Annotated in this window: 13 protein-coding genes and 1 tRNA gene; 5 read left to right on the forward strand and 9 right to left on the reverse strand. The window is 67.1% G+C overall.

Annotated elements, in window-relative coordinates; translation table 11 throughout:
- Positions 1-46: 46 nt before the first annotated feature.
- The 5 genes from ACU5AP_RS10310 to ACU5AP_RS10330 form a co-directional block, all read right to left on the reverse strand.
- Positions 47-286 (reverse strand): hypothetical protein, encoded by a 240-nt coding sequence (locus tag ACU5AP_RS10310; protein WP_076224551.1) that lies wholly within the window; start codon positions 284-286, stop codon positions 47-49.
- Between the two features lie 30 nt (positions 287-316).
- Positions 317-652, reverse strand: a complete 336-nt coding sequence (locus ACU5AP_RS10315; RefSeq protein WP_076224549.1) for a hypothetical protein — start codon at positions 650-652, stop codon at positions 317-319.
- A gap of 90 nt (positions 653-742) precedes the next feature.
- On the reverse strand, positions 743-1,483 hold the full coding sequence (locus ACU5AP_RS10320; protein ID WP_046654480.1) for an NYN domain-containing protein: 741 nt from the start codon (positions 1,481-1,483) through the stop codon (positions 743-745).
- Between the two features lie 126 nt (positions 1,484-1,609).
- Positions 1,610-4,468 (reverse strand): M16 family metallopeptidase, encoded by a 2,859-nt coding sequence (locus tag ACU5AP_RS10325; protein ID WP_128719417.1) that lies wholly within the window; start codon positions 4,466-4,468, stop codon positions 1,610-1,612.
- Positions 4,469-4,544: 76 nt separating this feature from the next.
- On the reverse strand, positions 4,545-5,369 hold the full coding sequence (locus tag ACU5AP_RS10330) for a hypothetical protein (protein WP_128719418.1): 825 nt from the start codon (positions 5,367-5,369) through the stop codon (positions 4,545-4,547).
- Between the two features lie 161 nt (positions 5,370-5,530).
- Here ACU5AP_RS10330 and ACU5AP_RS10335 point away from each other — a divergent pair, with 161 nt between their 5' ends.
- Positions 5,531-6,472, forward strand: a complete 942-nt coding sequence (locus ACU5AP_RS10335) for a DUF3883 domain-containing protein (protein ID WP_088411008.1) — start codon at positions 5,531-5,533, stop codon at positions 6,470-6,472.
- Between the two features lie 69 nt (positions 6,473-6,541).
- On the opposite strand, the gene lepA is transcribed toward ACU5AP_RS10335, so the two are convergent.
- On the reverse strand, positions 6,542-8,350 hold the full coding sequence (gene lepA, locus ACU5AP_RS10340) for a translation elongation factor 4 (protein ID WP_128719419.1): 1,809 nt from the start codon (positions 8,348-8,350) through the stop codon (positions 6,542-6,544).
- A 331-nt stretch (positions 8,351-8,681) separates the two neighbouring features.
- Between lepA and ACU5AP_RS10345 the strand changes: the two genes are divergently transcribed.
- From ACU5AP_RS10345 to ACU5AP_RS10360, 4 genes are read left to right on the forward strand one after another with little or no spacing between them, the layout of a single operon-like run.
- Complete coding sequence (locus tag ACU5AP_RS10345; protein ID WP_128719420.1) at positions 8,682-9,404, forward strand: hypothetical protein; 723 nt, start codon at positions 8,682-8,684, stop codon at positions 9,402-9,404.
- Between the two features lie 59 nt (positions 9,405-9,463).
- The gene (locus ACU5AP_RS10350; RefSeq protein ID WP_003164016.1) at positions 9,464-9,865 is read left to right on the forward strand and encodes a hypothetical protein; all 402 of its coding nucleotides are present in this window, start codon (positions 9,464-9,466) and stop codon (positions 9,863-9,865) included.
- Positions 9,862-10,593: a C39 family peptidase gene (locus ACU5AP_RS10355; RefSeq protein ID WP_198478733.1), complete on the forward strand. Its 732-nt coding sequence runs from the start codon at positions 9,862-9,864 to the stop codon at positions 10,591-10,593. The genes ACU5AP_RS10350 and ACU5AP_RS10355 overlap by 4 nt, the downstream gene beginning before the upstream one ends.
- Before the next feature lie 5 nt (positions 10,594-10,598).
- Complete coding sequence (locus tag ACU5AP_RS10360) at positions 10,599-11,291, forward strand: hypothetical protein (RefSeq protein ID WP_128719421.1); 693 nt, start codon at positions 10,599-10,601, stop codon at positions 11,289-11,291.
- A 54-nt stretch (positions 11,292-11,345) separates the two neighbouring features.
- Here the strand turns inward: ACU5AP_RS10360 and ACU5AP_RS10365 are convergent, their stop codons facing one another.
- From ACU5AP_RS10365 to ACU5AP_RS10375, 3 genes are all read right to left on the reverse strand, one after another.
- Positions 11,346-12,611: a transporter gene (locus ACU5AP_RS10365; RefSeq protein ID WP_128719422.1), complete on the reverse strand. Its 1,266-nt coding sequence runs from the start codon at positions 12,609-12,611 to the stop codon at positions 11,346-11,348.
- A gap of 117 nt (positions 12,612-12,728) precedes the next feature.
- Positions 12,729-13,484, reverse strand: a complete 756-nt coding sequence (locus ACU5AP_RS10370) for a Crp/Fnr family transcriptional regulator (RefSeq protein ID WP_003164012.1) — start codon at positions 13,482-13,484, stop codon at positions 12,729-12,731.
- Between the two features lie 253 nt (positions 13,485-13,737).
- Positions 13,738-13,814, reverse strand: a tRNA-Arg gene (locus ACU5AP_RS10375).
- Positions 13,815-13,817: the final 3 nt, after the last annotated feature.

The raw sequence follows: 13,817 nt of genomic DNA on the forward strand, positions 1-13,817 counted from the left end.
AAAGGGGACGAGGCGTCCTAGGTCGGCGATTTGGTCGCGACGGCCCCTAGCGGCGCGCGGCGCGCTCGATCGAGCGCTTCACCGACGCCTGCCGACAGATGTCCTGGCGAATATTGGAGCCGGTCGGTTGGCCGCGACGGCATTCCTCGCGCACCTCTTCTCCAGGGCGCGGCGCCGATCGGTCGCGCACCGGGTAAGCTACGGGCATGGCGCCGGCTGATTGGGCATGAACGGGCGTGGCGGCTGAACTCGACAGGACCAGACTGAACAGAAGGGGCGTCAACATCGGCGTCTCCTTTTCGGCGAAGGTTTCGTGTCAGAACACAGGCCGTCCGCCGGGAGAGCGGGGGACAGGTCGTTCGCCCCAGCGCGAACCCTGCATGTCCCGCATCATTTCGGTCGACATGCGTTCGCGTTGGCTGCTGTTCAGCGGCACCTTGCGACAGACGCGCTGCTGAATGGTGCTGCCCATGGCGCGCTCCCATCCGCACACCGTCCGCGTCGGGCCGTTCGTCACCGTAGGCGGACGCGCCGAGATGGTGCGCGAAGGCGAACTGGAGGCGCTGGGCGCGCGCGGCTCGGCGACAGCGGCGTTGTCATCCTGCATCGCAGCGCCGTTCAGCATGAGAAGAACGAAGGCGGGGATCAGCATGGCGAGAACTCCCATAGGGACGTCAGACGTTCACCATGCGGGCAATCGGCTCATGTTGCAACGTTGTTCGCTCAACGGCTTCGCTTGAGCCTAGCGGGGTTTCAACCGCACCCGCATGACGCCGCCGGGGCCGACCTCGACGTCGAAGCGGCCGGTGGCGCGGACCAGTTCGGACAGTTTGGCGTGGCCGTAGGTGCGCTGGTCGAAGTCGGAATAGGTGTTGCGCAGGCGGTTGGCGACGCCGCCGATATTGACCCAGCCGTCGCCGTCCTCGTCCATGTCGGCGATGGCGGCGGCGATCAGGGGCACGGCCTCGGCGGGGTTGCGCTCGGCCGGGGGCGACGCGTCCGCGCCCGCCTCGGCGGCGGCGCGTCCAGTCAGGTTCTCGGTGTAGATGAAGCGGGTGCAGGCCTGGCGGAAGCTTTCGGGCGTCTTGCGCTCGCCGAAACCGTAGACCGGGACGCCCTGTTCGCGGATGCGCGCCGCTAGCCGGGTGAAATCGCTGTCCGACGACACCAGGCAGAAGCCGTCGAACCGACCCGAATGCAACAGGTCCATGGCGTCGATGACCAGGGCGATGTCGCCTGAATTCTTGCCCTTGGTGTTCTGGAAATTCTGCTGCCACTGGATCGCCCAGCGCGGCAGGACGTCGATCCATCCCCGCAAGGCCGGACTGGCCGCATCGCCGTAGATGCGCCGCGCCGAGGCCTCGCCCAGGGTCGCGATCTCGGTGAACAGCGCCTCGGCGATGCGGGCCGAGGCGTTCTCGCCGTCGATCAGCACGGCCAGGCGAGGGGCGCGGGCGGCGGGGTTGAAGGCGTCGGTCGGCATGTAAGCTCCGGCGAGGGGAGGAGAGGCGGGGAGGCTCGCCCCGGCCGCGCCCGGAATCAACTGCAAAGAAAACGGCCGGCGGGTCGCCCCGCCGGCCGTCGTCGTTTCAGGCGGGATTGAAGAGGCTTACTGGGCCGGCTTCGGCGCCTCGGCGGCGCGCACCTCGACCGGCAGGCCCAGGGCGTCCAGCTGCGGCTTGACGACCGAGGCGTCGCCGACCACCACCCAGACGAAGCGCGAGGGCTGAATGGCGGCGCGGGCGGCGGCGTCCATCTCCTGCGCCGTCAGGGCGTTGATACGGCCCGCCAGGGTCTCGGGATAGTCGTCCGGGCGGCCGTAGAGGGCGTTGGACTGCAGGGCGCCCAGCACCTGATACGAGGTCTCATAGCTGCCCGACAGGGCGCGGGTGCGGCCCAGGACGGTGCGCTCGCGCTCCTGCGCCGTTACGCCCTCGGCCCCCAGGAAACGGTCGTACTGGCTGACCAGGGCGGCGATCGACTCGCCCGTGCGGTCGGCCTGGACCGGGGCGTTGACGATATAGGGCGCGCGGTTCTCCAACTGGCTGATCGTGCCGCGCACGCCGTAGGACCAGCCCTTGGTCTCGCGCAGATCGGCGTTGATGCGCGACAGGAAGTCCGTGCCCAGCACCGTATTGGCCGTGGTCAGGGTCAGGATGTCGTCCGTTCCCGACACCGGCAGCACCTGGCCGCCGTAGATCAGCGACTGCGGCGACTGCGGCCGGTCGATCAGCACCACCCGCGCCGAGGTCTGCGGCAGGGCGGCGTCGAAGGCCTTGGCGCCCTTGGCCGTCGCCGGGGCGCGCCAGTCGCCGAAGGCGGCTTCCAGCTGCGGCTTCAGTTCGGTCAGCGGCAGGTCCGACACCACAAACAGCTGTGCGTTGTCCGGACGGATCCAGCGGGCGTGCTCGGCCGCCAGGTCGTCGCGCGACAGGCCGCGGATCACCGCCTCGTCGCCCGTGCCGCCGAACGAACGGCCGTAGGGGTGGCTCTCGCCATAGATCAGCGGCGGCAGGGCGCGGCCGGCGATGGCGGCGGGCTGGGTCTTCTCATTGGCCAGGGCGGCCAGGCGCGTGGCGCGCAGACGCTCGATCTCGGCCGGAGCGAAGGCCGGGTTGCGCACCACGTCCGACAGCAGGGCCAGCGACGGCTGCAGATTGGTCGTCACCGCCGACAGGCTGGCGATGGTGCGGTCCATCGACGAACCGACCGAAACGTTGGCGCCCAGACGTTCCTGCGCCTCGGCCAGGGCCTTGGAGTCGCGCGTCGTCGTGCCTTCCTGCATGACGCTCAGCATCAGGGTGTGGGCGCCCAGCCGGTCGGCGCGGTCGGCCGCGACCCCGGCGTCGAACTCCAGCGCCACGCGCGTCACCGGCACGGTGGTCGAGCGGGCGTAGACGATCTCGATGCCGTTCGACAGGGCGGCGCGCTCCACCGCCGGGAAGTCGACGTTGGACACCTGGCCGATGGCCGGGGCGGCGTCGCGAGCCACGCGCTGGATCGGCTCGGCCGGCGTCGGGGTCGCGCCCGACGGGGCGGCGGCGGCCTCGGCGTAGGCCTCGCGCTCGCCCGGCATGACGATCTGGCTGTAGACGGGGCGGCTAAGCCATTTCTGCATCGCCGCCTGGACCTGGGCCGGGGTCACGGCGGCGTAGGCCGCCAGCTCCTTCTTGTAGAAGTCCGGATCGTTCGAATAGAGCTGCCCCTCGGCCAGGACCGAGGCCTTGCCGTTGGCGGTCTCCAGCCCCTGGATGCGCTGCGAGGCGTAGCGCGTCACCACGCGGTTGATCTCGTCCTGGGTCGGGCCGTTGGCGATCAGGTCGGCCAGCACGGCGTCCATGCGCTGGGCCACGGCGTCCGCATCGGCGCCCGGCTTGACCATGGCGGAGTAGCTGAACATGCCGAGCCGCTGGAAGGTCTGGTTCGAGGCCGAGACGCTGGAGGCCGTCTGCTCGTCGCGCACCAGCACATTGTCCAGGCGCGAGCTGGCCAGGCCGCCCAGCACCGAGGCGCCGACGCTCAGCGGCACGGAGTCCGGATCGCCCAGGCCCGGCACGGCCCAGGTGCGGCTGATGCGGGTCTGGGCCACGCGGTCGTGCAGCACCTGTTCGACAGGGGCCGCCAGGGTCGGCACGGGCGCCGCCGCCGGGGTGTTGACCGGGCCGCGCGCGATGGCGCCGAAATACTTCTCAGTCAGCTCGCGGGCTTTGGCCTCGTCGATGTCGCCCGACAGGACCAGGACGGCGTTGTTCGGGCCGTAGTTCTCACGGAACCAGTCGCGCACCGTCTCCATGCTGGCCGCGTCCAGGTCGGCCATCGAACCGATGGTCGAGTGGCGATAGGGGTGCCCCTCGGGGAACAGGGCTTCCAGCGTGGCGTAATAGGTCATGCCGTAGGGCTGGTTGTCGCCCTGGCGCTTCTCGTTCTGAACGACGCCGCGCTGCAGATCCAAGACCTCCTGGCTGACCTGGCCCAGCAGATAGCCCATGCGGTCGGATTCCAGATACAGGGTGTAGTCCAGCGCCGGGGTCGGCACTGTCTGGAAATAGTTGGTGCGGTCGAACCAGGTCGTGCCGTTCAGGCTGGTCGCGCCCGCGGCGTTCATCGTCTGGATGTGGCTGGAGGGCGAGTTCTCCGACCCGCCGAACATCAGGTGCTCGAACAGGTGCGCAAAGCCGGTCGAGCCCTTCGGCTCGTCCTTCGACCCGACATTGTACCAGACCGACACCGCCACCACCGGCGCCTTGCGGTCCTCGTGGACCAGCACGGTCAGGCCGTTGTCGAGCTGGAAGCGCTTCCACGGAATGTCGACGCGGGCGATCAACTCCGACACCGGCGCGCCGCGCAGAGGCTCGGCCTGAGCGGCGGCCGTCGTGGCGGCGGAGGCGGTCGCGGCGGGCGCGGCCAGAACGGGCGTGCTCACGGCCAGCAGGGCGGCGAGCGCGACGGAAGAGGCGGCAAGGCGCATGATGATTTCAGTCCCCAAAAGATCATGTTGAGGCGGACCTTAACCGCGCGCGCCGCCGCCGCAACGCGACACATTGTTATATGGATAATTCTTCATCTTCGGCGCGTCCGGCCTGCGCTTGATCGGAGCGAGGAGCCAGGCCCGCCGCCGCCTCCAGTTCGCGCACCCGATCCCGCAGCGTCTTGCGCTCTCGCATCAGGGCCAGCCATTCTTCCATGCCCGCCTCGCGCTGGGCGGCGTTGACCGCCCAATACTCCTGCTTGGCCGGATGCGGGTCCGCCTCGTCCCAGATCGCCAGTCGGCTGGAGGCGCACTGATCCTCGTTCAGCGCCAGCGCCTTGATCAGCTCCAGCGGAATGTCGTCCAGCGTCACCTCGCCGCGTCCCCGCGCCCGCTCGCTCCTTTGCGCCATCCGGCCATAGGCCTCGGCCAGTTGGGCCAGGGCCCTGGCCTCGTCCCACATCCGTCCCCGCATGGCCCGCGCCGAGGCCCGCATCGCCGTCTCGGCCAGAACCTCCGCCGTCTCGTCCGCGTCCCCTTCGGACGGCGCGAACAGGGCTTCGGCGCGAACCGCCTCGGCCGCCGCCCGCTCGGCTTGCATCCGTTCGCGCGCCTCGGCCTGTTCGCGCGCCCGCGCATCGCCCCAGTCGCGCTTGGTCGCGCCGTGGACGGTGATGCGCTTGCGCAGGGCGTGCTGCGACACCCGCCACCGCTCGCTCAGCTCAGGCACGGTCGCCCCGTTGCGATAGGCCTCCAGAATGATCTCCCACGTCGCCCGCGACAGGCGATAGTGCGCGGGCTTGGCGTCCAGGGTCTCCTCCATGCGCGCAAGGATAGGACCGGCGCCGACCCAGGCGGGCTGGGTGCGCCGATCCGCCCCCAAGCCTCTGAAAACCCACACGCCCTTACGCTGACCTTAACGCCTCTCCCTCCCCTTTATGGGGAGGGTGGTCGCGCCAGCGACCGGGTGGGGAGGGCGAGGTGATCGCCTCGGCCCCGCCTGTCCCATGCGTCCTGGCCAAGACTCCACGGCAAAGCTAACCTCCGGTAGGCGGAGGGGCGATGATCGACCAATCTAAGGTAGGAACCGACTGGCAGGCGGACGAACTGGACGCCATCGTCGCGACCTATTTCACCATGCTGGCGGCCGAGCTTGCGGGGCGCCCTTACGTCAAGGCGCATCACGCCCGCGACCTGATGGCGCGCACGGGCCGTTCGCACCGCTCGGTCGAGTTCAAGCACATGAACCTGTCCTCGGTCCTGGCCGATCTCGGCCTGCCGACCATCCGCGGCTACAGGCGCATGGACAACATCCAGAACGCGCTCTTTCCGGCTGTCGAACGCTACCTCGACGCCCATCCCGACGCATGGAGCCTCGGCCTGTCATTTTCCTCCCCATTCCATGGGGAGGGGGACCACGAAGTGGTGGAGGGGCCGACGCCACGCCAGCCTTCCGTCCACGAACCCGATCAACCCTTCGCCTCGCCATGGAGCCAGCCGGACGCGCCGCCGCCCGTCATCCTCCCCATCACCGCCCCGCCGCCCCTCGGCCCGGCGCGCAAGCCCCGGCCCGAGGGGCTCGCCCGCATCGTCCGCAAATACGACCCCGCCGCCCGCGATCACCGCAACCGCGTCCTCGGCCAGTGGGGCGAGCGTCACGTCTTCCACCACGAGCGCGCCTTCCTGATCGCCCATGACCGCCCCGATCTGGCCCGCAAGATCGAATGGACGTCCCAGGAGCGCGGCGACGGCGCCGGCTACGATATCAAGAGCTTCGATCCGGCGGGCCGCGAGCGCCTGATCGAGGTCAAGGCCACGCGCGGCGGCCCCGCCACCGACTTCTTCCTGACCCGCACCGAGCGCGAGGTCTCAACCGAATGCCCCGACGCCTGGCGCCTCTACCGCCTCCACGATCTCGCCGCCGCGCCGGGCCTGTTCCAGCTCAAGCCCCCGCTCGAAGCGGCGGTGACGCTAACCGCGGAGACGTGGCGGGCGGGGTTTTGAGGGCAAAAGAACAAAGGGCGGAAAGCACCGCCTTCCGCCCTTCATGATTTCATTTTCCTCGTACGAGGATCAATCCTCGTCCATCTTCAGGGCGGCGATGAAGGCTTCCTGCGGGATCTCCACCTTGCCGAACTGACGCATGCGCTTCTTGCCGGCCTTCTGCTTCTCCAGCAGCTTCTTCTTGCGGGTGGCGTCGCCGCCGTAGCACTTGCTGGTCACGTCCTTGCGCAGGGCGCGGACGGTTTCGCGGGCGATGATCTTGCCGCCGATGGCCGCCTGGATCGGGATGGTGAACATGTGGGGCGGGATCAGCTCCTTCATCTTCTCCACCATGCCGCGGCCGCGCGTCTCGGCGCGGGCGCGGTGGACCAGCATGGACAGGGCGTCGACCGGCTCGGCGTTGACCAGGATCGACATCTTCACCAGGTCGCCGACCTTGTAGTCGGTGATCTCATAGTCGAACGAGGCGTAGCCCTTCGAGATCGACTTCAGCCGGTCGTAGAAGTCGAAGACGACCTCGTTCAGCGGCAGCTCATAGACGACCAGGGCGCGGCTGCCGACGTAGGACAGCTCGATCTGGCTGCCGCGACGGTCCTGGCACAGCTTGATCACGCCGCCGAGGTATTCGTCGGGGGTCAGGATGGTGGCCTTGATCCACGGCTCGCTGATGGTCTCGATCTGCATCACGTCGGGCAGGTCGGCCGGGTTGTGCAGGTCGATCTCGGTCCCGTCGCGCAGGCCGATCTTGTAGACGACCGAGGGGGCCGTCGCGATCAGGTCCAGGTTGAACTCGCGGCTCAGGCGCTCCTGAATGATCTCCAGATGCAGCAGGCCCAGGAAGCCGCAGCGGAAGCCGAAGCCCAGGGCGGCCGAGGATTCCATCTCATAGGTGAAGCTGGCGTCGTTGAGGCGCAGCTTGCCGATGGCGGCGCGCAGATCTTCGAAGTCGGCGGCGTCGACCGGGAACAGGCCGCAGAAGACCACCGACTGCACGTCCTTAAAGCCCTTCAGCGCTTCGGCCGTGGGCTTCTTCTCGTCGGTGATGGTGTCACCGACGGCGGCGTGGGCGACTTCCTTGATCTGGGCGGTGATGAAGCCGACCTCGCCGGGACCGAGCTGCTCGACCGGGGTGTTCTTGGGCAGGAAGACGCCGACGCGGTCGACCAGGTGCGACGAGCCGGTCTGCATCATCTTCACCCGCATGCCGGCCTTCAGCACGCCGTCGAACACCCTGACCAGCAGCACCACGCCCAGGTAGGGATCGTACCAGGCGTCGACCAGCATGGCCTTCAGCGGGGCGTTGATGTCGCCCTTGGGCGCCGGCAGACGCGCGACGATGGCCTCCAGCACGTCCTCGATACCGATACCCGACTTGGCCGAGCACATGACGGCGTCGGAGGCGTCGATGCCGATGACGTCCTCGATCTGGGCCCGCACCCGGTCCGGCTCGGCGGCGGGCAGGTCGATCTTGTTGAGGACCGGGACGATCTCGTGGTTGTTGTCGATCGCCTGATAGACGTTGGCCAGGGTCTGGGCCTCGACGCCCTGCGAGGCGTCCACCACCAGGATCGAGCCTTCGCACGCGGCCAGCGAACGCGACACCTCATAGGCGAAGTCGACGTGCCCCGGCGTGTCCATCAGGTTCAGGACGTAGGTCTCGCCGTCCTTGGCCTTGTAGTTCAGGCGCACGGTCTGCGCCTTGATGGTGATGCCGCGCTCCTTCTCGATGTCCATATTATCAAGAACCTGTTCCGACATTTCGCGCGCGGTCAGGCCGCCCGTGAACTGGATCAGGCGATCGGACAGGGTCGACTTGCCGTGGTCGATGTGGGCGACCACCGAAAAGTTGCGGATGCGTTCGATAGGGGGCGTCGTCATGGTTCGGCGCGCGTAGCACGGCCGGAGCGATTGCGCCACGGGAGCCGTTGAGCGGAGACTCGAACCGCTACCGGCGCGCCTGCCTTAAAAAAGTCACGACTTCGCCAACTTTATTCTGGGTGGTCTTTTGATCAAATGACGGGATGTCGAGCTTCCTGGCCGCAGGGCTCCACTCCATTTGATCAGATCTTCTCCCGCAAGATGGCCGGAGTGTACGAATTCTCGAGGAAAATCAGGGGCTCTCTTAAGGGGAACGATCCGTGTCATTCGACGATTTCGGCCTTCGGAGGTGGAGGAGCCTCCTTAATCACCTTTGATTGGAGGCAAGGAAATGCGTGCCAAACTAATGACGTCTGCTGCGGTCCTGGCTGGGGCTCTGGCTTTTGCGGGCATGGCTCAGGCTCAGTCCTCGAGCGGTCCGAACGGTGCGGTCGGCGGCAACACCACGGCGACTGACTCCTACAACAGCGGCGGCAACAGCACCGATGTGGATTTGGGCGTCGCGGATTCGTTCAACACCGACAACTCCACTGATCTGGACGTGGGCATCTCTGATTCGCTGAACGACAATTCAGATAACTCCACCAATACCAATCTGGAGCTGGGCGTCTCGGATTCGTTCAACGACAACTCGGATAATTCGACGAACACTGAAGTCGGCATCTCCGACTCGTTCAACACTGATGCGTCAACCAACACGGATAACTCGGTCAACACCAACCTGGAGTTGGGGGTCTCTGACTCCTTCAACGACAATTCTGTGAATGACTCGGGCAACGACAACTCGACTAATATCGGCAACATCCGCGTCTCCCTGAACATGCAGGAACTCAGCGCCAACGTCAGCGACTTGAGCTTCGACATGTCGGAAGACGGCCAAGGCCCGCAAAACGGCCGTATTCGCACCGGCGACATCAACCAGAGCGGCGGCGCCTTCGCAGGCTTCGCGGGCATCCAGACGGTGAGCAACAACACCGGCCTGGCTTCGGTTGGTCAGGCGGCTACGGCGATCAGCGCCAACGCCAACGTCACCTTTGGCGGCGGCGGCAACTAAGCCTTGGTTTCGGCGGCCGGTTCTCCGGCCGCCGAACTTCTTTTTCCTGGGAGGGAACCATGCTCAGCATTCTGTCGACCCTGGCGCTGCTGGGGGCGGCCGATCCGAATTCGGCCTCTCCGCCGACGCCCCCTCCGCCTTTCATCATTGTCGCTCCGGCTCCCGTTGACGCTTCAACCGCCGCCACAGGGCCGCGGTCGCTGGCTGTTGACGAACTGGATGCGTTGCACGGCCGTCAGGGCGCGTCGTCGGTGGTCATCGCCAGCGACCAACTGCTGCAGGCGACCAACAGCGGCAACAGCGTCAACGCCAACACCGTGACGACGGGCGGGATGCGCATCGACGCCAACGCCTTTTCCGGTTTCAACGGCATCGGCAACTTCGTCATGAACAGCGGCAACAACAACAACCTGCAAGGCGCGATCACGATCAATATCGTGACGACGGCTCCGAACCCGTGACACGCTCGTCCGCCCGGCTTCTGCTCAACCTGGGGCTGGCCGCCGTGGCGGGTTTGCCGGCCCTGTCTGCGGCTTCGGCCCAGGCCGAGATCCTGCTGAACAACGGTCCCGCCGCGGGCCGGGTGAAGGTGGTCAGCTATCGCGACCTGCCCTTCCGCACCGTGGTGCGCCAGCAGTACGACTTCAGCTGCGGCTCGGCGGCTCTGGCCACCCTTTTGCGCCATCACTACGGCCGCGATGTCGGCGAGGCTCAGGTGTTCCGCGCCATGTTCGCCGACGGGGATCAGGAGACCATCCGCCGCGTCGGCTTCTCCCTGCTGGACATGAAGCGCTACCTCGATGCGCGCGGCTATCCCGCCGACGGCTTCCGGCTCAGCCTGGACGAGCTGATCGAGATGAACGCCCCGGCCATCGTGATGATCGACACGGCCGGCTACAAACATTTCGTGGTCTTCAAGGGCGATGACGCGGGCCATGTTCTTGTCGGCGATCCGGCCCTGGGGCTGAAGATCTATTCGCGCGACCAGTTCGCCGCCATGTGGAACGGGGTCGCCTTCGTCGTCCGCCAGCCGGCGGACACCTTCAACGACGCCGAGGAGTGGCGCATCTGGAACCGGTCGCGGCCGGGGCAGGCGCTTCAGCCCATGTCCTTGGCGGAACTGACGCGGGAGTTGCCGCCGCTGTATCAAGTGACGACGCGTTTCTCCCTCGATCCCTATCTGAGGTGACGACCATGAGACGCGCGCGTTCAAGCATTCTGCTCGTCATGACCTGCCTGGCGCCGGTCAGTCTGGCGGCGCCGGTCTCGGCCGAATCCGTCGCCTTCGCCGCCGAGCTTGTCGGCGACGCCTCTCTGGAGCCCTTCGCGACCCCGCCGTCGGCGGCGCCATCGCCGGTTGCTACGCCGGTCGAGGTCATGCGCGGGCCTCAGGTCATGACGGACGCGGACATGTCCGAGGCGCGCGGCGGCTTCATGACGGCGGGAGGCTTCACCTTCGGCTTCGGCGTCGTGGTCCGTTCCTATGTGAACGACCAACTGGCTCTTCAGACGCAACTGACCTGGACGCCGACCGGACCCGTAAGTCAGCAGGTTCAGCACAACGTCCCCGGCGTGGCTGATCTGGCGGGCGCCATGGCCAGCCTGGTGGCGGGCGGCATCGACCTTCGCGGATTGAACAACACCGGCGGGGTGGCGGTGGTGGACGGCTCGGGCGCGACGGCGATCCTGCACAACATCACGACCAGCCAGTTGCAGAACCTGATCATCAACAACGCCGATAATCGCAACATCCGTCAGGACATGGAGCTGAACCTGGTCCTGCCTGATCTGGCGACGATCCAGACCAACAGCCAGATGCACAACTATGGATCGAACATCGCTCGCGACATCGACTGGGCCGGTCTCAGGAGCTTGGGCGGCTTCTAGGCCGCAGCGGTTCGAGTCTCTCGGGGGCCGCCGTCGGGCGGCCCCTTCTTCATGTTAGAAGACGATGGGCAGGCGCAGGATGAAGCGCATGTCGGGCGCATCCTCGGTCACGCCGAACTCGAAATTGCCGTTCAGGCTGTAGCGATCGTTCAGCAGGTAGGACATGCCGAACTGCAGGGCGCCGACCTGAAGCGCATCGGACTTTTCGGTGATGTCGTTCAACTCGCTCTTCGTCGGCCGAATGTAGTTGTGCTTGTAGCCCAGCGAGAAGGAGAAGCGCGGGTTCAGCGAGAAGCCGAAACCGATCGACAGGCCGATGGCGTCGCCGGGATCGACCTCGCCGATGCGGATCTCGCCCTCGGTCTTGTTGATGTCGCGCGGCAGGTGGGCGAAGTAGCTCAGGCTGCCGAAAATGACCGCCGGATCGCTGGGGTACAGGAAGCTGATGCTGGGCTCGACGCCCCAGAATCCCGAGCCTGTGGCCAGGCGGGTGGCGATGCCGAACTCGTCGCGATCGATGTCGAACGGTCCTTCGCCCGTGTCGCTCTTGACCCTTAGGCCGGCGATGAAGATGGGGCGTCCGCGCTCGCCGCCGTTGATCTGATAGCGCAGGGCCGCTTCGACGTCGCCGACGCCGTCGCCGCTCAGGTCGATGGTCCGCGTCACCGCTTCGTCGCGCTGCTGCACGGTGGTGATGGTGTCGTTGCGCCAGACGTAGGGCACGCGCAGCTCCGCCTCCATGCGCGGCCCGATGCCGTATTTCCCGGCCAGGGTGACGACGCCGGTGTCGCGATCGGCCTCATTGGCCTCGATCACCCCGATCTGCACGCCGGGCACGATCTCGATGCCTCGGAACACCAGACGGTTGGCGCTGGAGCGCGTGTACTCGGTCGAGACGTCCAGGGTGAATTTTCCCGGTTGGCTCAGCACGGCGATGCCTTCGGGAATGGCGGCCAGCTGCTCGCGCCGCACCTCGGGCGCGGGCGGCGGCGGGGCTTCGCTCGGGGGCAGGGTCGGTTGGGCCGGACCGTTGGGCGCGATGGTGCTGGCGACCTGCTGGCCGGCGCGCAACTGGTTCAGGGTTCGATCTGCGAAGACCGCTCGGCCCGAGGCGTCGGTCTGCACCTGCCAGCGCGGATCGACGGATGGCGGCGCCATGGCGGCGCGTTCGTTCAACAGGGCTTCCTGCGCCTCGATACGGCGTTGCTGCTCGATGACCAGAGCTTCCAGCCGCGCGACCCGCGCCGCCAACTCTTCGTCCTGGGCCAGGGCGACGCCGGGGGCCAGCAGGGCCGCCACGGCGACCGAGGCGCCGATCATTCGCAGCGTGGACCCGGTCCGGCGCGGCGGTCGATACGGTGAAAGAGGCGGGCGGGGCCGAGACGGTTGTCGGTGGGGGCTCATGACGCTCGCTCTCTCTCTCTTTTCGTTCGGGTTTCAGTGAAGGGCGTGGTCGTCGACGCCATAGTCGCTGGCGGCGCGCAGATGGGCCTCGTCCAGAAGGGTGACCCAGCCGCTCTGCATGGCGATCAGCCGCCCGCGCCGCATCTGGCCCAGCGTGCGGCTGACATGGACCAGGCTCAGCCCCAGGGCGTCGGCCAGGGTCTCCTGGGTCAGCGGCAGGTGCAGGCGGTCGCTGGTGCACAGCCCGGCGCGCTGCAGCCGGTCGCGCAACTCCAGCAGCAGGTGGGCCAGACGCGCCTGGGCGGATTGCCGGCCCAGCCGCACCACATGGTTCAGCAGGCAGGTTTCCTCGTATCGGCGCGACGTCGCCAGGGCGCGGCGCAGCCGATCGTGGCGCGGGTCTTGAAGCGCCAGGATCTCGCGCAGCATCAGGGCGTCGACATATTCGACCCGCGTCAGGGCGATGATGGTCGTCTCGTCCAGCGGACGCGGATCAAGGCTCAGCCCTACGGAATCTCCGGGCAGCAGGAAGCCGAAAATCTGGCGCTGACCGTCGGCCAGGATACGTTGGCGACACGCCCATCCGCTCAGGATCAGGCGCGGCGAGGCGGCTCGGCCGTCGGGATCGAAAGGCTGGCCAGCGGGCACCGCTTCCTGAAACACGCACAATCGTCGGATCAGGGCGCGTTCTTCATCGCTCAGTCGGGTGATGGAGGCGAGATTGCGCAGGGCGGCCAGATCGGCCGGCGCGGATACGGAACGGCGCACGCTGACCGCGCGCGTCACCATGCCCTTGCGGGCAGGCTCGACCCACCACCTCCGGCGGTCTGGCTTCCGTCCCTCTCGCACACCATCTCAGGCGTTCCTCCGGACAAGAAACGGCCACAATGCGACGGTCGTTCCTGCCAAGGCGTAGAAACGTTGATTTTATATTAACTTGGCGATGGGGGCGTGGGCCGTGCGATCGTCGCAGCGTCGCGCAGCCAGAGCGGACGGCGCATATTACGGCCGTTTCGCCTTACATCATCATGATAAGGAGAGATGGCGCACCCGAAGAGATTCGAACTCCTGACCCCCAGATTCGTAGTCTGGTGCTCTATCCAGCTGAGCTACGGGTGCGCA

The sequence above is a fragment of the Brevundimonas sp. RM1 genome (assembly GCF_052907225.1).